This window comes from Maribacter chungangensis, from assembly GCF_042676845.1.
Taxonomy (GTDB): Bacteria; Bacteroidota; Bacteroidia; order Flavobacteriales; family Flavobacteriaceae; genus Maribacter; species Maribacter chungangensis.
The window spans coordinates 26,988-48,687 of the sequence record NZ_JBHTHY010000003.1 but is presented as its reverse complement, the minus strand read 5'-3'; the positions used below and the strand labels follow the sequence as shown (position 1 = coordinate 48,687).

The following is a 21,700-nucleotide window of genomic DNA, read 5'->3' as shown; positions in this document are numbered from 1 at the left end:
CCTGAAAAAGGGACAAAATCCACCTTCCCTTATCCAAGGGAAGGAGCTTAATGGGCGAAAATCCTCCCCTGGCCCCTCCCAAAGAGGGGGACTTCGTTATGGCCATCTTTGGAATTTAATCATTAATCAAACCTTTCTCCTAAAAAGTAAAAAAGCGATGAGTGCTTCTAGTTTGATTGTGCCTAGTGAGGAACTCCCTCTCCCAGGGAGAGGGCTAGGGAGAGGTCAGAGAGGTCGGTTTAGTAGAAAAATAGTGTATTTAAGTTTGTTTTTTGCCTTTGTGCTTACCACGTCCTGCACACAAGATTTCGAGGAAATAAACACGAATCCAAATTCACCTGTAAGTGTACAACCAAGTCTATTGTTGCGACAGGTTATCTATGATTACGGAGAACAAATGTCCTATGAAGGATTTACGGCTGGGAATTTGTTAGGTCAGTATACCACGGCCTTGGATTTTAATCTTTTTGATCGGCATAATTTAAAATCTCCGCAGTTAGGAGGAAATCCTTGGCCTATTTTTTACCAAAATCTAAGGGATAATGAGATCATTTTAAAACTGTCCCAAGAAAACGAAACCTTTGCGGTCTATGAAGGTCCGGCCCGTATTCTTAAGGCTTACATGAGCGCAGGATTAACAGATCTGTTTGGAGATGTGCCCTATTCCGAGGCTTTTAAAGGAACTAACGGAACAGTAACCCCGGTGTATGACCCCCAGGAGTCTATTTATATGGAGGAAGGCGGAATCCTTGACAATTTAACCAAAGGAATTGCGGCCATTGAAAATTACAACGGCAGCATTGCGCTGGATGGGGATATTCTTTTTGAGGGGGATTTACAGGGATGGGTACGTTTCGCAAATTCACTTCGTATTAAGCATTTACTGCGGATTTCTAATAAAATGGATGTTTCCTCCCAATTACAAGCGATACTGGCGGATGGTAATTTTATTGACGAAAATACTGAAAACGCCGTTTTTGACTTTACGGACGGGGAACCCAACAACTTTAGGCTGGCGCGTTTAAGAGTGGGCGATTTTAACAACTTTGTCCTATCCGAAACCATGGAAGAAATCCTAACGGATTTGAACGACCCTAGAATTGCTACCCTCTTTAGGCCTTTTGCCAACAGTGATTCGGGCGATTTTAATGGCTTACTAAACGGGATAGACGCTACACAAAATGCGGCTACACTTGCCGATTATTCGTTAGCAGGTACCATTTTCCGTGAAAACACAGGGGAATTGGATGCCAATTTCATGACCAGTATGGAAACCCATTTCCTTTTGGCGGAGGCAGCACAAAAAGGTCTAATTCCTTCGGACGCGCAAGCACTATACAATACTGGCGTAGAACAGGCATTTGCCTATTGGCAAACTGAGCTCCCAGCAGATTACCTAACAACGACCGGTGCCTTTGCCAATGGTGATCCTTTGGAAAACATCATCACTCAAAAATGGATTGCCAATATGGTAAATGGCTATGAAGGATGGATAGAATACAGGCGTACAGGCTTTCCGCAACTAAAAATAATTTCAGCCAGTTTAAACAATGACTTGATTCCAGTACGGATGCCGTATCCTGCGGAGGAAGAGGCTTTAAATAGCACAAATTATCAAGATGCGGCGCGTAAAACGGATGGGAATAGTATTAATGTCAAGGTGTGGTGGGATGAACAAGCCCCCTAGCCCCCGAAGGGTACAAAAAAGCCCCCTAACCCCCAAAGGGGGAACTCTTACTCAAACTCTCAATTAAGTTTTGAAGCAGATATATAAATTTAATGAAATACAACAGCATAATAGCACTAACAGAAACTCCCCCTTTGGGGGCCGGGGGGCCCTGGGGTTTAATCATCGTATCAAGTTTGATATTGCTGGCGCTATCTCCATGGGCAAAAAATACCAATGAGTTTTTTAAGGCAGTTAAGAAGAAGAAAACACCCAATACGTTTATGTTGATGGGGAGTTTGATCATCTCTTGGATATTTGCCAAAAGCATTACCAACGCCGCTAATCTGGGATTGGATTATGGTATTGTAGGCGGTGTAGCGTATGCGGGATATTATGTTTCCTTTGCTGTTGCTGGTATTATCATTTACAAGATGCGATTGCATGGCAAATACACCAGTATTCATCATTTTCTAAGTTCTAAATTTGGGAAGGGGGCCGTTGCTGTTTTTTCCATCCTTATCGCGATTAGATTATTCAATGAAGTTTGGAGCAATACCATGGTCATCGGGTCTTATTTTGGGGACATCGGTACTAGCCCGTATTACTGGTCCATTTTAGTATTCACTACCCTGACATTGGCCTATGTACTTAAAGGAGGTATGAGCAGCTCTATTTTTACCGATGTATTGCAAATGGGTCTGTTTTCCATTTTACTGCTCGTTCTATTAGGCGTCATCTTTGGTTCCAAAACCAATTTTACGGTTGCCGAAACTATTTCATCAGGTGTATGGTCTTTTGAAATGGGGTTAAATCTCCTTTTTGCGGCCGTACTCCAATCGTTTAGCTACCCGTTTCATGACCCTGTACTTACCGATAGAGGATTCTTAAGCAGTCCTAAAGTGACGCTGAAAAGTTTCTTAGGAGCCAGTATTCTAGGAGGTTTATGTATTATACTTTTCAGTATAATCGGTGTGTTTGCGCAATCTCAAGGAATGCAGGGCCAGGCCGCAGTTGAAGTTGGCAAAGCATTTGGCGTGGTTGTTTTGTTGGTCATTAATTTCATCATGATCACCTCGGCGGCCTCTACGCTGGATTCCACATTTTCATCCTTTTCAAAATTAACGGCCATTGATTTAAAACTAGGGAATTCAATGAAATTTGGGCGATGGTCTATGGTCGTTATTGCTGTTCTGGGCACCATTCCGGTGTTCTTAGATGCCGAAATACTGTCCGCAACCACCATAAGCGGAACTATGGTCATTGGACTCACCCCGGTTTTTCTATTTTGGAAACGCAAAGCCCCAAAAATCAGTTTTCATCTGAGTGTGTTTTGTGGGATTTTATTCGGATTTTTGCTGGTTTTCAGCTGGTTCCCACAGGTATTGATATTTACACCCGGGAAATATGGAGACCTGCTCTGGATCAATTTCTGGGGTATTTTAAGTTGTATCATACTCTATTATATACCCAAATGGATAAGAGCATAAAACATATTGGCAAAAAGACCGGAAAGCTTTTGCTTTTTGGAGGCGTCTATAGTAACCTTCAGGCATTGGAAAAATTAATTTCTATTGCCAAAGAAGAACATATAGCACCCGAAAACTGTATTTGTACCGGGGATATTACGGGGTATTGCGCTCAGCCCGAAGAAACGATACAATTATTTAGAGATTGGGGCGCATGGAGCATCGCCGGTAATGTAGAATTGCAACTGGCAAGTGATAGTGACGATTGCGGGTGTGATTTTAAAGCAGGTAGCCGTTGTGATGATTTTTCAAAAACCTGGTTCCCTTTTACCAAAGGCTATTTATCAAAGAAATCGCTAGAGTGGATATCTGAAATTCCGGAATACATCAGTTTTGACTATGGCGATAAAAAAGTAACCGTGGTGCACGGTAATTACGGAAACACATCGGAGTTTATATTCAAATCCAACGCCAACGACAGTAAGGAAAAGTGCTTTGTGGATACCGAAAGTGATGTTATCATCGCAGGGCATTGCGGACTCCCTTTTCATCAATCCATAAAAGAAAAAATTTGGCTAAACCCTGGTGTTATTGGGATGCCGGCAAATGATGGCACCGCTAGGGTTTGGTATATGATACTGGACTTTGAGCAAGGAAAACTAAATTATACCCATCGGTCTTTTGAATATGACTACAATACGACGCAGCAATTAATGTTCAAAAACCACCTGCCAGAGGCTTATGCAGATACGCTTTCATCGGGTATTTGGGACAATATGGAGATCCTCCCGGAACTGGAAAAAATAGGGCAAGGAATTCCAATCAATTTAGATAAATCACAAAAAGAAAGGATACAACCTAAAACACAGAAAAAGATGGCAGATTCTTATTATGACCCTAAAGACCTCAGAAAATTTGGAAAAATAACCGAATGGAGCGAAGAGCTCGGAACAAAATTTTTTGATTACTACGGTACCGTTTTCGAAGAAGGCGCACTAACTGCACGGGAGAAGTCCTTAATAGCACTGGCTGTTTCTCACGTAGTCAAATGTCCGTATTGCATAGATGCCTATACCAAGGATGGTTTGCAAAAAGGCATCACCAAAGAAGAGATGATGGAAGCGGTACACGTAGGTGCGGCGATTGAAAGCGGAGCGACCTTGGTACACGGCGTGCAGATGATGAATAAGTACGATAAGTTGAGTATGTAAAGGCCCCCTAGCCCCCGAAGGGGGAATAACAAGAGGGGTTACAGTGTTAATTGCTACTAAAAAGAAAATTTTAATACTAGTGTGCAGTTCTCAGTTGCAGTATGCAGAAAACATATTTTTGCTAAAACTGCCCACTGATGCTGCTGACTGAAAACTGAACAAATGGCTACAAAATCATTAAAAGCAAAAGGAAACGAACTTGCACAAACGAACAAGCAACTCGATATTTTGAAAGGAGGCCTGTTCGCCGATGGCGAACTCCCTTTTTTCAAGGATAAGATTTCGGAAATAGGACATTTTCCCTTGCGACCAAAAAAGTTGGAAATCCTACAGCTGAATCTAGGTTACATGTGTAATCAAGTCTGTGAACACTGCCACGTAGATGCCGGTCCTGACCGTAAGGAAATCATGACCCGCGAAACCATGTCCCAGTGTTTGGAGGTGATTAAAAACACAGGCGCACATACCTTGGATCTAACAGGTGGCGCACCGGAAATGAACCCAGATTTTGAATGGTTTGTAGAACAAGCGGCAGAAGCGGGTATCAAAGACTTTATCGTACGTTCCAACCTTACTATTATCAGGGCAAACAAAAAATACCACCACCTCCCAGACTTTTTTAAGGAACACAACGTGCATGTTATTTCCTCCATGCCGCATTGGACAAGAGGCAAAACGGACAAGCAACGCGGAGAAGGTGTTTTTGATAAATCGATAAAAGCATTACAAGAATTAAACAAAAGAGGCTATGGCATGCCTGGAAGTTCATTGCGTTTAGATTTAGTTTATAATCCTTCAGGAGCTTATCTGCCTGGTGACCAAATGGCCATGGAAAAAGACTTCAAAAAGGCCTTGGACGAAGATTTTGGCATACAGTTTCACAACCTGTTCGCCATTACCAATTTGCCTATTGCGCGTTTCTTGGATTATTTAATTGCCTCGGAAAACTATGACGATTATATGTATGCATTAGTTGATGCCTATAACCCGGCCGCAGTGGCCAATGTAATGTGTACCAATACGATTTCCATTAGTTGGGACGGTTGGCTGTACGATTGTGATTTTAACCAAATGCTAGATTTAAAGGTGGCTAGTAAAGTAAAACACATTAAAGATTATAATGAAGATATCCTAAACGATAGGAACATCATCATTTCCCAACACTGTTATGGTTGTACTGCAGGGGCGGGAAGTAGTTGTCAGGGGGTTGTAGCCCCCTAGCCCCCGAAGGGGGAATTCAAAAGATATTAGATTTTGACGGTTATTATAAAAGGACATCATTTTTTTGTATAATAATCATCGAACCATTTAAACACGTTGGTTGAATAAAACCGTTTTTCAGTATGTGGTTTATCTTCATCGCTTCTTCTTGTTCCTGAAAAATTAGTTTTCTCCCACATCTCCTTTTTCAGTTTATGAAAGCTGGTGTTTTCTGAAAAATTACTATAACGTTCTTGTAGTTTAGGAATCAGGTGGTCCTTGTTATTCCACGGATATTTCTTTCTAAAGTCTTCATCAGTCAATTTTACTGGAATAGCTTTATCATTTTCAGGATCGAATCGCATTTTAGATTTTACCAATTCGGTCTCCAAAATCAATGAGATATTATGACGCCCAGGATATTCAGAATCGTGTTCTTTCTCCACCTTTGAAATATATTTTAAGAGCATTTGATTCTGCTCACTATCTGAATTTATAGAAAAACTCTTCATCTCGAAGCTATGATAAAAAGACATCGGCATGATATAAAAATTATACCGCGATAAGTCGTATTTGAACCACTCCTTTATCATTTCTACATAACTTTGAAGACTGGCAACACCAATTTCCAAAACCTTCATATGAAGAAGATGGCTGTTATTTTTAAAGTGGACTGCATTGTCTCTAATTTCAATTAATGCGTAAAGATTACTAGTCAAAGTAGTGTCAAGCGATAATATTTTAATCGCTTTATTTATCGAAATAGTTTTAGGTATACCAGCTCTTGACTCCTCAAAACCACTAGTGCTTTTGCTGTTCTCGATATAAAGAGAATGGATATCTTCAAAATTCGTAGACAATATTCTCGCTTTCATTAGGAGTTCCCAAGCATTGACTAATAGGACTGAAAAAGTTTCCTCCCTATACTTAAAGTTTGGTTTGTTGTAAATCTCTATCGAAGCCAATGCAGCTTGAACGCTTTTATCTACAATCCGTTCTGATTCTTTTTTCTCTATTGTATTTGTCGAATGTGAAGACGGATGCTCATGCCTAAATCTCGAACTCGTCATATTAGCATACTCATTTGGTTTTAATGGCAAAGTATGCTGTGCCTTATAGGTATTATCTTTTACACGCACTATAAAATCCCCAAACTCATTTCTACTCAGTTTGGCAAGCAGACTTGCTTTTAAAGGATAGGTAGAGGCTTCAGAGAGTTCTTCGGCTGTAAAGGTTTTGTTTGCCCCTTCTTTTTTTTGCAAAAAAGCTAGAGTTTTTTTCTGTTTCTCATTTGCTGATTTCATTTAATTAAAGAGTTTAATTGAGATAATAAGACATATAAGTTAACACTTAAATATAACAATATTTCGTTTATTTCGTTTAATATTGTATAACTATTAAATATAATACACGAATGGAAACCTATAACAACATCAACAAACCCTCTAAAGATGAGCAAAAAGTGGCTATTACATCTTATGATGCCCTTGCTGCTGTTTTAAAAGAATTGAAATCTAAAAATCCTGAAATTGAGATAGAAGAAACTCAGGAGCGTATTAAAATTCCCTTAAGTGCCTTAAAGCTTTTAGGAGATATTTTAGAGGCCATGAGCCAGGGCAAACCATTTTCACTGGTTCCTTTTGCGACCGAAGTAACTACCCAAAAGGCTGCGGAAATGCTTGGTTGCTCCAGACCTCATTTTGTGAAGTTATTAGAAGAGGGTGAAATAGATTTCACTAAAGTAGGCAAACATAGGCGTATAAAGTTTGAGGATGTAATGGAATACAAAAGAAAGATGAAGGCGGTACAAAAACAACGCATCATTGATATTATGAAGTCTGACGAAGCGCTAGGTTTATATGATTCATAGCGTTCGCTTTATTTGTGTGCTGGACACCAATGTGATTTATCCTATAGAAATACGGGATTTACTTTTTTGGTTCGCCCATTACGATTTATATACTCCAAAATGGAGTGCCCATATTTTTGACGAGTGGCAGGACGTTATGAAACGAAAAGGAGTTTCGGAAAAAGAGGCACACAAACGTATTGAAGTGGCGAACCTTGCCTTTCCGGATGCCTTGGTCACAAATTATAGCGGATTAATTTCAGGACTGGAATTACCAGACCCCAAGGATTGCCATGTACTGGCTGCTGCAATTAAAACCAATGCCAATGTAATTGTCACCAATAACATCAAGGACTTTCCTAAAGATTATTTATCCTCCTCCGGTCTGAGTGCAAAAACAGCAGATGACTTTCTAACGGACATCATTGACCTAAATCCTGAGCAGGCTATTAAAGCGTTTAAAGAAATGGTACTAAATCGCAGAAACCCAGATCTGGATGAATTTGAGCTACTAGATATCCTAAGAAACCGAGGGCTACTAGATACCGCCAATTTTTTACATTCTCAGCTTTAAACGTATTAAAATGCCACTTCTAGCCTAATACTTGTAACTTTTCCTCCTCGTTTCAACCAAAAAACAAGACACTTAAACCGACCGCTTGGTCGGTAAATATCTGAACGTTCTAGGTAGTACATCGATAGTATGCACTTTGAGCGATAATTTACACCCATACGTCCAAATATCCTGTTCCTAAATACAATCTGAGGGTTCTTTGTATAGACCAAATGGTCGGATGAACCCAAATCTTGAAATTATGGACAAATCATTAAAACGCATGGCTACCATGCAACGTATGCAGGCTAAAGGCTTAGAGCTATTTTATACCAAGGGATACTATAACACAAGTGTAGACGATGTGTTAAAAGAACTCTCCATGAGTAAAGGAGCCTTTTACTATCACTTTGATTCTAAAGAAGATTTTTTTGTTCAAATCGTTCAAAATCTATTGGCCAGAAAAGTATATAGTACCTTAATAGAACCCATTGAAGGTCATGACAACCCAATCCTTAAGATTACCCAATGTTTTGAAGATGCCCTAGAAACAGCGGTGCATAATGAAATGGACTTTGGTTGTATTCTTAGTAATTTCTTATCCGAATTTAATGGCAGGAACGAAACTATAATGAAACACCTTAACGATATTCTTTCTATCTGGGAAGTAAACCTGGTTTCTACGCTACAAAAAGGAAAATTTAATGGTCACCTGGACCGTCATGTTGATTGTGAGGCCGTAGCCACCTATTTAATGAGTTCATACATTGGTGTTCGTACCCTTATGGCCGGTATCGCCCCTAGCGCCAGAAAATACAGATTTATGAGCCAGCTTAAACAATATTTCAAACTGATCGAAGCCAAACAAATTACGGCGTAGCTTTTACCGAATCCAATATTTCGCTAATTTTTTGTATCACGTGTTCCGGAGCGATGGTTTCCATGGCGCGGTCGTAACCTTCAGGAAATGTATTGCCATAAACAGAGGTAGGTATCAAAGGATACTTCTCCCTGTTGGCCAACAATGCGTTAGCCGAATCTTGCCCAAAAGGATAGAACCCGGCATACGGATGCGTTACGCCCCATAGTGTAAGTGTTGGAATACCATACATGGCGGCCAAGTGTGCATTGCCAGAGTCCATGCCCACCATTAGGACTAGATTGGAAATAAGAGCTAATTCCTCTTTAAATTCGATTTTACCTACAATACTGCTGCAATGTTGAAATTCCTTTTCCCAAGATTCCAATACCTGTTTTTCTTCTTTGCCGCCTCCAAAAAGCAGGATGTGATGCGTTCCAAGCTCATTTTGTTGACGCACTATTGTTTTCATGAATTCCAATGGGTAGGTCTTCCCTTTAAAAGCGGCAAAAGGTGCTATGCCCATTAATGGTTTGTCTATAAGTGCTAAATGCTGCTTTAGACCTAAGGGCAATTCCTTTCTAGGTAAAACGTCGTCTTTTTTAAGTTCCACAGGAAAACCTAGTTCTTTAAAAACATCGGCATAGCGTAAATGCATGGACTTTAAAGGTTCAAATACCTTATCGGTTGCCGCAGTAAGCACTTTCTTTTCTTTTCGTGCTTTATCCACTTGCCGAAAAGGAATCGTTTCTATTCTAAAAAACTGCTTTAGGATAGTGCTTCTAAGGACATTGTGCAGGTCTGCAACTCCGTCGATCTTGATTTGTTTTAGTTCTTTGAATAATCTCCAAAGACCTAAAATACCTTTGTGCTTTCCTTTTACATCCGCCTTATGAACAGTTACGTTTGGTATTTGCGCTAGGATAGGTTCAAAAAATGGTTTGGAAAGTACGGTGAGCTGGAGGTTTGGATACTTTTGTGTTAGGGCAAGCAATACGGGAACCGTCATAGCTACATCGCCCATGGCGGACAACCGTATCACCAAAAGTCGTTTTGACTTGGAAGGGGCAGTACTTAGGTTATGTTTGGTCCCCTTTTTCAAAAATTATCGATTTAATTGATCTACAAACGTGTCTAAATAGGAACGGCCCTATTTGCCATACTATGATTTTGCTGTCTTTCTTAAGACTGGGTTCAGCTCATCGTCGTTATACATCTTCATCTGCTTATACACCTTCATGTACTTTTTTCCAGAAGCAATGTCGGACAAAAGTTGGTCTATTGCGATAGACAGATCAGTCTTTTGTTCCAATAGGACGGCCAGCTTTTTCTTGCACTTATCCAAATGTTCCGCGGATGCATCGGTACGGGTTGCCTCCTCGTTCATGTGGTAAATTTTTAGGGCAAGAATAGAAAGGCGGTCAATGGCCCAAGCGGGACTTTCCGTGTTTATAGTGGCATCCCCATTAATTTCTACCGATTGGTATTTCTTAAGAAAATAACTGTCTATATATTCTACCAAATCCGTTCTGTCCTGGTTGCTGGCATCTATTTTTCGTTTTAAAACAAGAGCGGCGGCGGGTTCAATTTCCGGGTCGCGAATAATATCCTCGTAATGCCACTGTACGGTATCTATCCAATTCTTCCGATATAATAAATGCTCGATACTATCCGTTGGATATGGATTCGAAAACGATTGGTCTACCTCATCTTTTACATGATATTTCCCTATACTTTCCTCGAAAATCCTAAAGGCCGTTTTGCTGAACATAATACTGCTTTTTTACAAATATAGTCCTAATTACCCAACCCACAACTTCACTAAAAAAGCAAGCATGGGCACCACAACGCTAAGCACTAACAGAAGCTCTAACAAGCTCTTTCGTTTTATGGATTCTATATAATTACAAATAAAAATAACAGAGGGAAAAAAGGTTATCATAATCGCAAAGGTACTTTCTGTGAGCACCAGTAAATTTACTAGCAGACCTATAACGAAGGAAAGGGCCACTAGCCTTGTGGTTATAATCTTACCCGTTCCGGCTTTGCCTAACGCTAAAAAAGACCAAAATGCAAGTACAAGGTTAATGATTATGTATGCGCTAACTTTAATACTGGAATCCCATTTTGCAGGATAAATGGCGTTAAAATCAATTATGAAAGTATAATGAGATATTAGAAAATTGGTAGTGTTAGCGAGAATCAAAACCATGTACGTGACCATAAAAAATGTAAACACCGCGGAAAATATTACCAACCAATTTCTTATGTTCTTTGGTTCATAGATATAGATCGTAACAAACACAAGTATCAAATACAATATTGCCCAATCATAAAATATACTGGCAATAAGCACCCAAAGCGTAGCATCAAAAACTTTGGACTTTATATCTTTTAAGGATTTGATACTCAAAAGTCTCCTAGTGGCAAGTAAGAGAAATAGACTACATAACACAGCATTACTGTCGGATAGCGTTTCTGGAAAAACAACGAATAGGAGCGCATAAAAAAATATGGCGTAGGAGTTAGCGCCTGTAAGTTTATTTCTATTTACAATGAAATCAACGATAAAAACACTGAACAAAAGAATACTTATAACCAATATTTCTACAACCAATTGGTTCGTTGAAAAATCGGTTTGAAGAAGGTATATCTGCACCGTCCAATAAAAAAGAAATAAAAAACCTAATACTATTATAAAGTTAATAGGTTTTGTTTTTCCAAAAATGCTTGAAATCATCTACGATTTTTATACTTTTGCAATGTAAATATAGGAATAAGATGAAGTCATTTTTTGAAGGTATCGCCGATTTATTTGTGAATGTACTATTTGCACCGTTCGATGTTTTACGATTTATGGAAAGCTGGACACTATCCAATAGCGTAAATTGGATTTTTATGTTAATTGGTTCCGTGGCTTTTGTATATTGGATGTTAGAACTGAAAAAATATAACGATGCAGGTGAAGAGGACAAGTCCTGTACTTCTCACTCTTTTTTGTAAACAACTGTTATTTGTATAACTTAAAAGCACCGCTAACTTCGTATCGTATACGAAGTTAGCGGTGCTTTTATTTAATGGATTTCATATAGCTTCACAGGTCGAATCCGATATCTTTCCTATAGTTTATACCTTCGAAAGAAAGCTTCTTTACATTTTTGTAGGATATGGCCAAGGCCGATTTAAAATCCTCCCCAAAAGAAGTGATGGCCATGACACGGCCCCCATTTGTGACTGTTTTCCCATCTTTCACCGTTGTACCCGCTTGAAATACCAGGGAATCGGTTATCGTATCGATTCCCGTAATCTCCATTCCTTTCTCATAACTACCGGGATACCCGCCGGAAACCGTCATTACTGTTGTAGCACTTCGTGTATCTATCTCTAGATCAACTCTATTCAAGGTGCCATCTGCCACTGATTGGAACACTTCCACTAAATCATTTTTGATCCGCGGCAGCACGACCTCTGTCTCCGGATCTCCTAAACGGACATTGTATTCTATTACTTTGGGGTCATCGCCCACTTTTATAAGTCCAATGAATATGAAACCTTTGTAGGGCAGCTTGTCTTTTTTAAGGCCTTCTACGGTAGGCTTCACTATTCGTTGCTCTATCTTGTGCATTAACAGCTCATCTACAAAAGGAACAGGGGAAATAGCGCCCATACCGCCCGTATTTAGTCCCGTATCTCCTTCGCCGATACGTTTGTAATCTTTTGCTGTAGGTAGTACTTTATAACTTTCACCGTCGGTGAGTACAAAAACGCTTAATTCAATTCCATCTAAAAATTCCTCAATAACCACCGTTGCACTTGCCGACCCAAACTTTTCGTCTACGAGCATCGCTTTAAGTTCCTTTTTTGCCTCTTCTAAATTATTTAGAATAACAACTCCTTTACCGGCAGCAAGACCATCTGCCTTTAATACGTAAGGAGGATTTAGTGTTTCCAAAAAGCCATAGCCATCTTCCACATTTGTAGCGGTAAAACTTTTGTACCGTGCTGTTGGAATATTATGCCGCATCATAAATTCCTTAGCAAACTCCTTACTGCCCTCTAAGGTTGCAGCCATTTTCTGCGGACCGATAACCGGAATGCCCGCTAATTGTTCGTCTTCTAGAAAAAAATCATGTATTCCTTTTACCAAAGGGTCTTCTGGTCCAACAACGACCATATTTACATTGCTTTTTAACACAAATTCCTTGATATCTGTAAAATTATTTACACCAATTGGTATGTTTTTGGCAATTTGGGCCGTGCCCGCATTACCTGGAGCTACAAATAGTTGGTTTAAATTTTTGCTCTGTTTCAGTTTCCAAGCCAAGGCGTGTTCGCGGCCACCGGATCCTAGAATTAAAATATTCATGTGTTTTTAAATTTTGATAAAAATAGGACTTGCACTACTTTAAATTAACTATCTATCGGAAAAACTCCGATGTTCCTTTTTTTGTAATTCTTCTTTTGTCAAGGATTTAAAGTAATCGTATACGATTTTAAGTCCTTGCGAGCGGCCAACTTGGGGCTCCCATCCCAGAATTTCCTTTGCCTTGGTAATATCTGGTTGTCTTTGTGTTGGGTCATCGGTCGGCAAGGGTTTATAAATAATCTTTTGATTTGCCTCTGTCAGTGCCAAAATCTCCTCGGCAAATTCCCGGATCGTAGTTTCATGTGGATTCCCTATATTCATCGGCGCTGCATAGTCGCTAAATAACAATCGGTATATACCTTCTACCAAATCGTCGATATAACAGAAAGAACGGGTCTGTGAACCATCTCCGAAAACGGTCAGGTCTTCGCCTCTTAAAGCCTGTCCCATAAATGCAGGTACCACTCTACCGTCATTAAGGCGCATTCGAGGCCCATAGGTATTAAAAATACGTACAATGCGCGTCTCTAAACCATGGAACCTGTGATAGGCCATAGTAATGGATTCCATAAAGCGTTTTGCTTCGTCGTACACTCCCCTGGGCCCTACCGGATTTACATTGCCAAAATACTCCTCGGTCTGCGGGTGCACCAACGGATCTCCATAGACCTCGGACGTAGATGCTACTAAAATTCGTGCGCCCTTTTGTTTTGCCAGTCCCAATAAATTCAAGGTTCCCAAAGAGCCGACTTTAAGGGTCTGTATGGGGATTTTGAGATAATCTATAGGACTTGCAGGTGAAGCAAAATGCAGAATATAATCAAGCGTACCGGATACATGTACAAAATTGGATACATCGTGATGATGGAACTCAAATTGTTCCAATGGAAAAAGGTGCGCAATGTTTTTAAGGTCTCCGGTTATAAGATTGTCCATACCGATAACGCGATATCCCTCTTTTATAAACCTGTCGCACAAGTGTGAACCGAGAAAACCCGCTGCACCCGTAATTAATATTTTTTTCATTTTACATTCCTCTAGAAAACAATACGGTGGTTACTGTTTTAAACACTATTCTAATATCCAAGGTTATAGACCTGTTCTTAATATAATAAAGATCATATTCCAATTTTTTTATCGAATCATCGAGATTCTCGCCATATTTATATTTTACTTGAGCCCAACCCGTAATGCCCGGCCGTATTAAGTGCCTAGCGGCATAAAATGGAACACGGTCGTTAAGTTGGTTTACAAATACCTTACGCTCCGGCCTTGGGCCAATGAACTGCATATCTCCCTTTACCACGGATATAATCTGAGGAAGTTCGTCTATCCTAAAAGCCCTCAAAATTTTACCGAACGGCGTTATCCTCGCATCGTTCTTGGTTGCCATCTTTGCGCCCGCCTTTTCCGCATCAACGACCATGGACCTAAATTTATAAATCTTGAATTCCTTTCCATGTAACCCAACACGTTTTTGGGTATAGAATAAAGGCCCTCTATTTAAAAATAAATTAAATAACCAAACAAACGGGGTGCATATTAAAAAGACAACACCAACGATCAATGCCAAAGTAAAATTGATGCTAAAACCAAAAATAGTCTGTAAATACCTTATTTTCTTGTTTCTTAGTTGAAGTATTTCATAAAAACTATCGTTGTGGGACTGTATGGGCAGCGCCTCGTATGTATTTTCGTAAAACGATGTATATGATATTACTTCCCTCCCTTTAAGTATGCTCCGAAGTATCATCTTTTCAATATCTTCTGGAAGGTCGTTATAATTCTTAACGTTAATGATCCAGGAATCTATCTTCTCCGTTGCTTTTATAAAGTTTTTTCTAATTGGAACATGTTGATTGATATTGTAGGTTAGCTTAACCCTATAGAATGTCTCTTCATCGCCGCCATCTATTACATTTGTTACCTCTTTCACCTCTGATTGGCTATCTATATCGTATATGAGCAACACATTTTTTGTTGTTGGAATAATTCGGAAGACATTAACAAAAAAAAGTCTCCAAAGCGCAACCTGGATAGGTGTTAGCAGTAAAAATATGAGAAGATATTTTATCCAAAAACTAGCGTCAAAAAGTATGAGTATGAAAATAAAAACGGTTAAAACGAACAAAGCGGTAATATATAAGGCTTGAGAAACCACATATTTTCGCTTTAAGGTTCTCTGTAGATTATAAAAGTCCAAAATATAAGATAGAGCAAAAAACGATAACGTTCCAAAACTGAATACTACCACATTAAGTTTAACGGAAATGAACTGAACATCTATAACGTCCTGCACAAAAAAATTTAAACTCGCCAACACTATTAACAAGTCTCCTATTAAAAGAATGAACTTGCGTTCCAAAGAGTTTAATATAGAGCGTCTAGCCATTATAATTACTTTAAACTACATGTTGCAATACCGATTGTTCAAACCGATGTCAAATAGGCCCTGGCCAAACAGTGGGGAAAATGGCACTTAAAATACAGATAGCCATTTGGCAGTTACCTTCGCTTTTGTTCTATTTGTTGTTCTGGCCAATTAGCCCTATTGCTTACGGCTATCCAAAATCACTGTTTTAATCGAAGACCGCTACACTGCAGTACAGGTCTTCTATTTACAATCCTTAATTGCCAAAGTTAAGTTTAATTTCAATAATACCTAAGTTGTTTCTTTTGTGAATAGGGCAACTTTTCATCAATTTGTACAAGCAGAGGTTTTAACCTCTTTACTTTCTGAAAAGAAAAACAGGCTCTGAAAGAAAAAAAAGAAAACAATACCTAGCTGTCTGCTGAGAATGTTTTCGGTAAACATACACATAAGAGCTAAAATTAGAAACATCAAATACGTGGGATTGCTTTTGTTAAGGGCACTTTTAACATAGGTATAAAAGCAAAACAAGAGAATACCAAAACCAAAAATTCCAAACTTAATGAAATAGTCTAAATATTGATTATGGGTATTCGCATCTTTATTTGACAAATATGGATGGCCATCTACAAGGTACTGGTTGTTTAGTTCCGCCCTTATGTCCCCAGTGCCTACTCCCAGTAAAAAATTAGCTTTTAACAAAGAAATACTAGATTTCCAAATATGAATTCTATTGGTTCTATTCCATGTCTCCAAGGAATAGTTCGTTCCATATTGATTATAATCATAAAGACTTTCCGAGTTTTTTCCAGAAAAATAGTCGTAATAGTTGCCTATATCCTGTTTAATAACATTCGGTACTTTGTATATATAAACCCCGAAGGCAACCAAACCAACGACCAAGCCTACTATATATCGCTTCCTTCCCCTGCTACCACTTGTTTTATACAAATGGAAAGCTACTCCAAAAATAAGAGCTGCGATCGTTGCGACAAAAGGCATTTTAGATGCTAAAGTGAGGTTGATCAGAAGAAAAACGAACAAAGATCCAATCCAAAAGCTTCGTTGGCGAAGAGATTTTGATATGCTATAAAAATAGAAACAAATAATCGCACAAAAACCAAGGTACATGGAAAAATAAGATGGATGCAAGGCTTTTTGTTTAAAAAACTGATTAAACTGAATCAAAACTTCATTCCAATAATCCAATATAAACAAGAGCTCAAACTCCAGCAATCCCCCTAAAAAAAAGAGGTATCTAAAAAGACAAGAGGCCATAAAGGCAAAAAAGATATATCTTATATTTAATTTACAATACTTTACAACCATGGAAAACAGTAAAGGAAAGAGTGCAGCGGTTAATAAACGTTCCAAATAGGACCAACCAGTACTTAGGTCATCTGATAAAGGCAACCACAAAAGCGCCACAAAAAAAACTCCCGAACCAACAAAAAAACGTTTAAGGTCCAGTCTATACTTTCGTTTCTTAATAACAGCATCAAACAAAACACCAGCAAATAATACAATAATACTTATCGTATTCCATTTTTCGTTCCAGGGCAAAAGACCGATGCATAGTGCCATTGCTATGCTCAAAAGATTTACCCTCATAAAAACTCCTACATGTTTCATTTTTGAGTTCTGTACCGGTCCTAAACGACCACTAGTCAAATTTGGCATTAAAAACCATTTTAGGCCTATCTGTTTCTAGGCGTAACATAGCCATCCTTTTTGTTTGCTCGGGAACTTTTATACATATCGCCAATACCTTGTTGCTCCCAGGTTTTAAATTGAGGGAAGGGTCCGTTAACGATACCGTTTCTAACAAAGCGCTAGGGTCTTCCTTACCTTCAAAAAAATTAAGACTGTATTCGTACTTTAAAAAATCAGCATCGATATTATACGTAATATAAACTTGTGAACTGTCTTGGTTCCAAAATACATTGAAAGCATTTTCCTCCCTAAAAACGAGCTTGGACCCCGAAGCTAAGAGATAGTTTAAAAAAGTCATCCTATAAGCAGGAGCAGCAAAAGAATCAGCATCTTTCTTGCCAATTTTTAGCATGTTCTTAATGCTATCAAGCTTGGCGTTATGGTATATAGATGTATCATTTGAGGAGATCGAATTGATTCTATGCTTGGCAAACCATGTTCTCTTGCTTCCAATATACTGCCCTGTAACAAAGCTATCCAACTCACCGAAGGAAGACAGGTCTTTTGTTATGTAAAAATTCAATGAATCCATTACCATAATATCTTCCTTTTTTATTGAAAGGTTTATAAATCCATGTTTCTTTCTTGCCTCTGGCAGAAGAGCTGTATCCTTGGCATAAATATGTAAGAACAGATCCCCGTTTTTATCGAACATTTCCTTTTTCCAAAAACTATACACCAAAAGTTTGGTTCTAGGAATATAATTTACCCTTGTGCGTTGCATTTCACTTTTATAGACCTGAACGGAGTGCTCACTTAAGAAGTCCGTTATGAACTGGTTTGTAGTGTCTTGCGTTCTTTTACAACCCACTATTGTGAGGGCACTGATCAAAAGAACAAACTGGCAGGTTCTAAATCTCATTGAGTTGCTTAGATTGAAAAATATGCTCCCATGTTAAAAACAATGGATTCGTGATTGAATACATAAACGGAGTATGTTAAACTTAAAACGATCATCACTAAAGCTGCGATTACCTTATTTCTTTTTTCCGTAAACTGTTGTATACATCCTACGGACAAGATGGGAATAAAAATATCGGTATAAAGGACAAGTCGGGAAAACATACCATCGAATCTAAACAATAACAAGGCAGCCACAGAAAACACAAAGAAAAATGAATATGCCTTTTCGTACCCTACATTGGTATTTCTAAAAAAAAGAAATAAAATATTAAAACATATCAATAGTGCAAGTTTTATCAACGAATTTGAAGATGCCCTTTCAAAAGATGAATAAAATTCGAGTTTAGTAACTATAAATTCTGGTAGCGGAAACAAATTAATGATATGTACAAAGACCGAAAAATACCCTATAAACAAAGCTAGGGAAAGGATTAGTATCCTTGTCTTGTTCTTGTAGTCCAAAAAGCCTGATAAGAAAGAAAACAAGCTCCCTTTGTGGCTAAAAAAGGCCATTGTCTTAAAAAGATTTGTTTGAAACCCGGTATTGGCGCAAATACCCAACAATAAAAGTGAGGAAGAAAGCCCTTGTCTTATTACATTACCCTGTATCAAATAAAAGGAAGAGCTGTTGAGCATAAAGAAAAGCGCTAAAAAAACCAGTGCTCTGGAGTCCTTAAAAAATAAAAAATAAGCCAGGAATGTTAGTGTAATACTAAGCGTTAATTGAAAAGTGATATAATCCTCTTTCCCCAGACCCAAAATATGGGAAATAGGCATTAAGCCAAAAAACAAGAAATCGCCCTTCCAAGCGGTCTTAGAGATAAATATGTCTGCGAAGACCACATTATATTTGTAAAAATCCATGTAGAGCGGCAAATCAATATTTGCACCGTAGTCCCTGTTTATAAATACCCCGAGTATTAAAACAAGTAGCACTCCTAAAGCCGCTATTTTTAAAACAAATGATCTTTTAAGGACAGAAAATATAAAGAACACCAATAAAGCACAAATTGAAATGCCTTGAAGTAGTATTGGTTTATAAATTTCCATTAACCTTTACAGTTTTAGATTAGACCCGTAATCCTTTCAGAAATGATTTGAAAAGGATGCTCCTCTTTATTCTCAAAATAATAGGATATTTCTTTGGAAGCAGATGATGTGTTCTTCTGCATTACGGCAGATACCAAAGCAGCCATTGTCGTAAAGACACCGTCAGCGGAATTTTTAAAATATTCCGGAATTTCCTCATTATTGATTTCCAACAAAAATACTTTACTATTTTCGTTAGCAGCCAGTGCAAGCAGCGAGGAATAATGGCCCACATAAAAACCGGAAATAGGAAAATCGTATGTTATTCCACCACCGTTGCCTACAACCTTTTCAAAAATGGTCTTGTCCGATCTAGGGTGCAGCTTTACAACCAATCTTTCCTCAAAAGCATCCGCAAGCTGATCTATAACGGCTTTATAATCGGCTTTTTCCATTCTGCCGTCTTCCACGAAGGTTTGTGCGATATAACAAACCTGATTTTGGTTTCTTTCTGCCTTCTTGTTTTTAATGAAGGTGTGATAATCAGGGTTTCCAACGGTAGTAAAACTTGCCATACTGGGGTAATAATGGTTTATCATAAACCATTCCTTCCAATAATCGCCCCAAACGAATACATGATCGGACTGTACTTCTGTTAACGCATACTTTTTATGGTTTTCCAAATACGCATTTACCTTGAAGGATTTCATAAAGTCCTTGTTAAGCAAATACAAGAAAATAGCCCCTTTGCCTTTTAACAAGAAAGAAACCATATATTTCAAATAAACCATTTTTCTGCTCATAGCAGAAAAATAGCCCAAAAAACTTCTTTCCAAGAACTCGGCATACATCCCATGTTGAAGTTGATAGGTGTGTATCCCTATCTTTTTTGATCTATAGGTCCAATATAAATCCGTAATTCTATAACTATAGTTGAAAAAAACCGTATTAGAGTTGTCTTTCCCTTTTAGAGCTTCGTATTGTGTTCGAACCTCCGCCAGCTGTATCCGTTCATCGGCAAGGTCTTTAATTTTATCATGGGCCGTAAAAGAATCATAAACCATTATAACTTGGTCGGCAACGCCTTTAGTTACCAGATATTCCGCTAGGGGAATGACGTATCTATTAAAATTAGAATAATGGACCTCATATATTAAAACCTTATCTATCATAAAATCTTATTTCTTTTTAACAGTGTTACAAGAATAATCATATCCAACAACGCTTTTACCATGAATGCAACATAATGATATTCTATTGCTCTGTATACCCCTAAAAAAAGCACAAGGACCAAATAAATAAAAGTAGTGCCCATCAACCAAATACTTACTATTTTGATTTTTCCTATCGCTTGCAACGGTCGTATGAAAATAATTGTATAATTGATCATTAACGCGCCTAAAAGCAAGTGAAAGGCATTTTCATATATAAAAACCGAAAAACTATCTTTTAACCACCATTTTAAAATATCATCTAAAATGAAATTTGAAAGTAGTAAAATAAACGCAAACAACACGCCTACACCCATTAGCTGAAGCCTTAAACTAGATTTAATTCTTGCAATGTTCTTTTCTTGATACCAAACCGAAATAGCAGAAAAATAAACCAAAGAAATAGTCCCCGTAACAATGGCTACCCTATTGAACAAATCCAACATGGTAACTTGGTCGGAGATAACATCCGTGTCGAAAAACAATGGGTAATAAAACCTATCAAAAAACAGCACAAATGCCGAAGTAAGGAAAAAAATACTAAACCAGACCGTTTCTTTTAGAAAGCTCATTTCAAACTTAAAGACCTGCTGTAACACAACCCTCTTAAAAGGACTATAAACATCGAATGAAAGTCTTTTTTCATATACCTTTATCCTAAAAAAGTATATGAAACAAAGCAATATGTAGAAAACAAAAAGAGCCAAAGCTATTGACACAAGGGCCATTGCGGAGAAGTAAACATACACGAAAGGCACAACAAATAACATGGCAGCCGTTAGCGCCCTTACAATGGCGAGGAAGTAAAAGTCACTGAAAGATTCCAATAATGACCTGTAAGGGATGATAATGAAGGCCAGCAAGAAAACGCAAAGTACTATAAAGAAAAATGTATAATCGATATAGTTCTGTAAAACACTAAAGCTTCCAGATCTATAGGCCAGATAAAGTATTAGCTGTAACACTGTAAAAAAAACAGTTCCCAAGAGATAGGAAAAAGAAACACACTCTTTTAGTTCTTCCTTAATCCTACGGTGCTGTTTTCGTCCAATTATTTCGGAAACCCTTCTGTTTAAAGTAGGGCCTATACCAAAAGAAAAATAGTTGGACAAAAATATTAAACTTACTCCAATTGAATATTTTGCCCAGGCATCCTTTCCCATATTCTGGATAAGATAAGGCGTAAGAATAAGGGCTGTCGCTATTGGCACTATTTGAAAGCCAATATTAAATAAGGCTTTTTGCAATACCTTTTTGGAAGAATAGGCGTTTTCTGACATTATTCTTAGGACATTAAAAA

Annotated in this window: 20 protein-coding genes and 1 pseudogene; 9 read left to right on the top strand and 12 right to left on the bottom strand. The window is 38.3% G+C overall.

What is annotated here, in order from left to right; translation table 11 throughout:
• Nucleotides 1-250: 250 nt before the first annotated feature.
• From ACFQZJ_RS00255 to arsS, 5 genes and pseudogenes are all read left to right on the top strand, one after another.
• Complete coding sequence (locus tag ACFQZJ_RS00255; protein ID WP_379933094.1) at nt 251-1,687, top strand: SusD/RagB family nutrient-binding outer membrane lipoprotein; 1,437 nt, start codon at nt 251-253, stop codon at nt 1,685-1,687.
• 92 nt (nt 1,688-1,779) lie between these two features.
• Nucleotides 1,780-3,156: a sodium:solute symporter gene (locus tag ACFQZJ_RS00250; RefSeq protein WP_379931535.1), complete on the top strand. Its 1,377-nt coding sequence runs from the start codon at nt 1,780-1,782 to the stop codon at nt 3,154-3,156.
• Nucleotides 3,141-3,776, top strand: a pseudogene (locus ACFQZJ_RS00245) (metallophosphoesterase family protein); the annotation flags it as partial. The gene ACFQZJ_RS00250 and the pseudogene ACFQZJ_RS00245, both read left to right, overlap by 16 nt.
• Nucleotides 3,777-4,010: 234 nt before the next feature.
• Nucleotides 4,011-4,346: an arsenosugar biosynthesis-associated peroxidase-like protein gene (locus ACFQZJ_RS00240; protein WP_379933092.1), complete on the top strand. Its 336-nt coding sequence runs from the start codon at nt 4,011-4,013 to the stop codon at nt 4,344-4,346.
• A 162-nt stretch (nt 4,347-4,508) separates the two neighbouring features.
• Nucleotides 4,509-5,567 (top strand): arsenosugar biosynthesis radical SAM (seleno)protein ArsS, encoded by a 1,059-nt coding sequence (gene arsS / locus ACFQZJ_RS00235; protein WP_379931534.1) that lies wholly within the window; start codon nt 4,509-4,511, stop codon nt 5,565-5,567.
• Between the two features lie 56 nt (nt 5,568-5,623).
• Here the strand turns inward: arsS and ACFQZJ_RS00230 are convergent, their stop codons facing one another.
• Nucleotides 5,624-6,850 carry a DUF3644 domain-containing protein gene (locus ACFQZJ_RS00230; RefSeq protein ID WP_379931533.1) on the bottom strand — a complete coding sequence of 409 codons (1,227 nt, stop codon included), beginning with the start codon at nt 6,848-6,850 and terminating at the stop codon, nt 5,624-5,626.
• A gap of 110 nt (nt 6,851-6,960) precedes the next feature.
• Between ACFQZJ_RS00230 and ACFQZJ_RS00225 the strand changes: the two genes are divergently transcribed.
• From ACFQZJ_RS00225 to ACFQZJ_RS00215, 3 genes are all read left to right on the top strand, one after another.
• Complete coding sequence (locus ACFQZJ_RS00225; RefSeq protein WP_379931532.1) at nt 6,961-7,416, top strand: helix-turn-helix domain-containing protein; 456 nt, start codon at nt 6,961-6,963, stop codon at nt 7,414-7,416.
• Entirely contained in the window at nt 7,406-7,969 is a 564-nt protein-coding gene (locus ACFQZJ_RS00220) for a PIN domain-containing protein (protein ID WP_379931531.1), read from the top strand. Before ACFQZJ_RS00225 ends, ACFQZJ_RS00220 begins: the two co-directional genes overlap by 11 nt.
• A gap of 241 nt (nt 7,970-8,210) precedes the next feature.
• Entirely contained in the window at nt 8,211-8,828 is a 618-nt protein-coding gene (locus ACFQZJ_RS00215) for a TetR/AcrR family transcriptional regulator (protein ID WP_379931530.1), read from the top strand.
• On the opposite strand, the gene ACFQZJ_RS00210 is transcribed toward ACFQZJ_RS00215, so the two are convergent.
• Genes ACFQZJ_RS00210 through ACFQZJ_RS00200 form a run of 3 tightly spaced genes read right to left on the bottom strand, consistent with a single transcriptional unit; the run spans nt 8,818 to nt 11,547 of the window.
• Entirely contained in the window at nt 8,818-9,909 is a 1,092-nt protein-coding gene (locus ACFQZJ_RS00210) for a glycosyltransferase family 9 protein (protein ID WP_379931529.1), read from the bottom strand. The two genes, ACFQZJ_RS00215 and ACFQZJ_RS00210, sit on opposite strands and share 11 nt — an antisense overlap.
• Nucleotides 9,910-9,969: 60 nt before the next feature.
• Nucleotides 9,970-10,578, bottom strand: coding sequence for a DUF4254 domain-containing protein (locus ACFQZJ_RS00205; RefSeq protein ID WP_379931528.1), 609 nt, complete (start codon nt 10,576-10,578; stop codon nt 9,970-9,972).
• Nucleotides 10,579-10,608: 30 nt separating this feature from the next.
• A complete protein-coding gene (locus ACFQZJ_RS00200) occupies nt 10,609-11,547 on the bottom strand; it encodes a hypothetical protein (RefSeq protein ID WP_379931527.1) in 939 nt (312 codons plus the stop codon).
• A 41-nt stretch (nt 11,548-11,588) separates the two neighbouring features.
• Between ACFQZJ_RS00200 and ACFQZJ_RS00195 the strand changes: the two genes are divergently transcribed.
• On the top strand, nt 11,589-11,810 hold the full coding sequence (locus ACFQZJ_RS00195) for a DUF6341 family protein (protein WP_379931526.1): 222 nt from the start codon (nt 11,589-11,591) through the stop codon (nt 11,808-11,810).
• Between the two features lie 91 nt (nt 11,811-11,901).
• On the opposite strand, the gene purD is transcribed toward ACFQZJ_RS00195, so the two are convergent.
• From purD to ACFQZJ_RS00155, 8 genes are all read right to left on the bottom strand, one after another.
• Entirely contained in the window at nt 11,902-13,173 is a 1,272-nt protein-coding gene (gene purD / locus ACFQZJ_RS00190) for a phosphoribosylamine--glycine ligase (RefSeq protein ID WP_379931525.1), read from the bottom strand.
• Nucleotides 13,174-13,221: 48 nt separating this feature from the next.
• Nucleotides 13,222-14,199, bottom strand: a complete 978-nt coding sequence (locus ACFQZJ_RS00185) for a UDP-glucuronic acid decarboxylase family protein (RefSeq protein WP_379931524.1) — start codon at nt 14,197-14,199, stop codon at nt 13,222-13,224.
• A 1-nt stretch (nt 14,200) separates the two neighbouring features.
• The gene (locus ACFQZJ_RS00180) at nt 14,201-15,565 is read right to left on the bottom strand and encodes a sugar transferase (protein WP_379931523.1); all 1,365 of its coding nucleotides are present in this window, start codon (nt 15,563-15,565) and stop codon (nt 14,201-14,203) included.
• A gap of 306 nt (nt 15,566-15,871) precedes the next feature.
• Nucleotides 15,872-17,224, bottom strand: coding sequence for an O-antigen ligase family protein (locus ACFQZJ_RS00175; RefSeq protein ID WP_379931522.1), 1,353 nt, complete (start codon nt 17,222-17,224; stop codon nt 15,872-15,874).
• On the bottom strand, nt 17,208-18,119 hold the full coding sequence (locus ACFQZJ_RS00170) for a hypothetical protein (protein ID WP_379931521.1): 912 nt from the start codon (nt 18,117-18,119) through the stop codon (nt 17,208-17,210). The genes ACFQZJ_RS00175 and ACFQZJ_RS00170 overlap by 17 nt, the downstream gene beginning before the upstream one ends.
• Nucleotides 18,120-18,127: 8 nt before the next feature.
• Entirely contained in the window at nt 18,128-19,210 is a 1,083-nt protein-coding gene (locus ACFQZJ_RS00165; protein WP_379931520.1) for an EpsG family protein, read from the bottom strand.
• Nucleotides 19,211-19,224: 14 nt separating this feature from the next.
• Complete coding sequence (locus ACFQZJ_RS00160; RefSeq protein WP_379931519.1) at nt 19,225-20,361, bottom strand: hypothetical protein; 1,137 nt, start codon at nt 20,359-20,361, stop codon at nt 19,225-19,227.
• The gene (locus tag ACFQZJ_RS00155) at nt 20,358-21,680 is read right to left on the bottom strand and encodes an MATE family efflux transporter (protein WP_379931518.1); all 1,323 of its coding nucleotides are present in this window, start codon (nt 21,678-21,680) and stop codon (nt 20,358-20,360) included. Before ACFQZJ_RS00155 ends, ACFQZJ_RS00160 begins: the two co-directional genes overlap by 4 nt.
• Nucleotides 21,681-21,700: the final 20 nt, after the last annotated feature.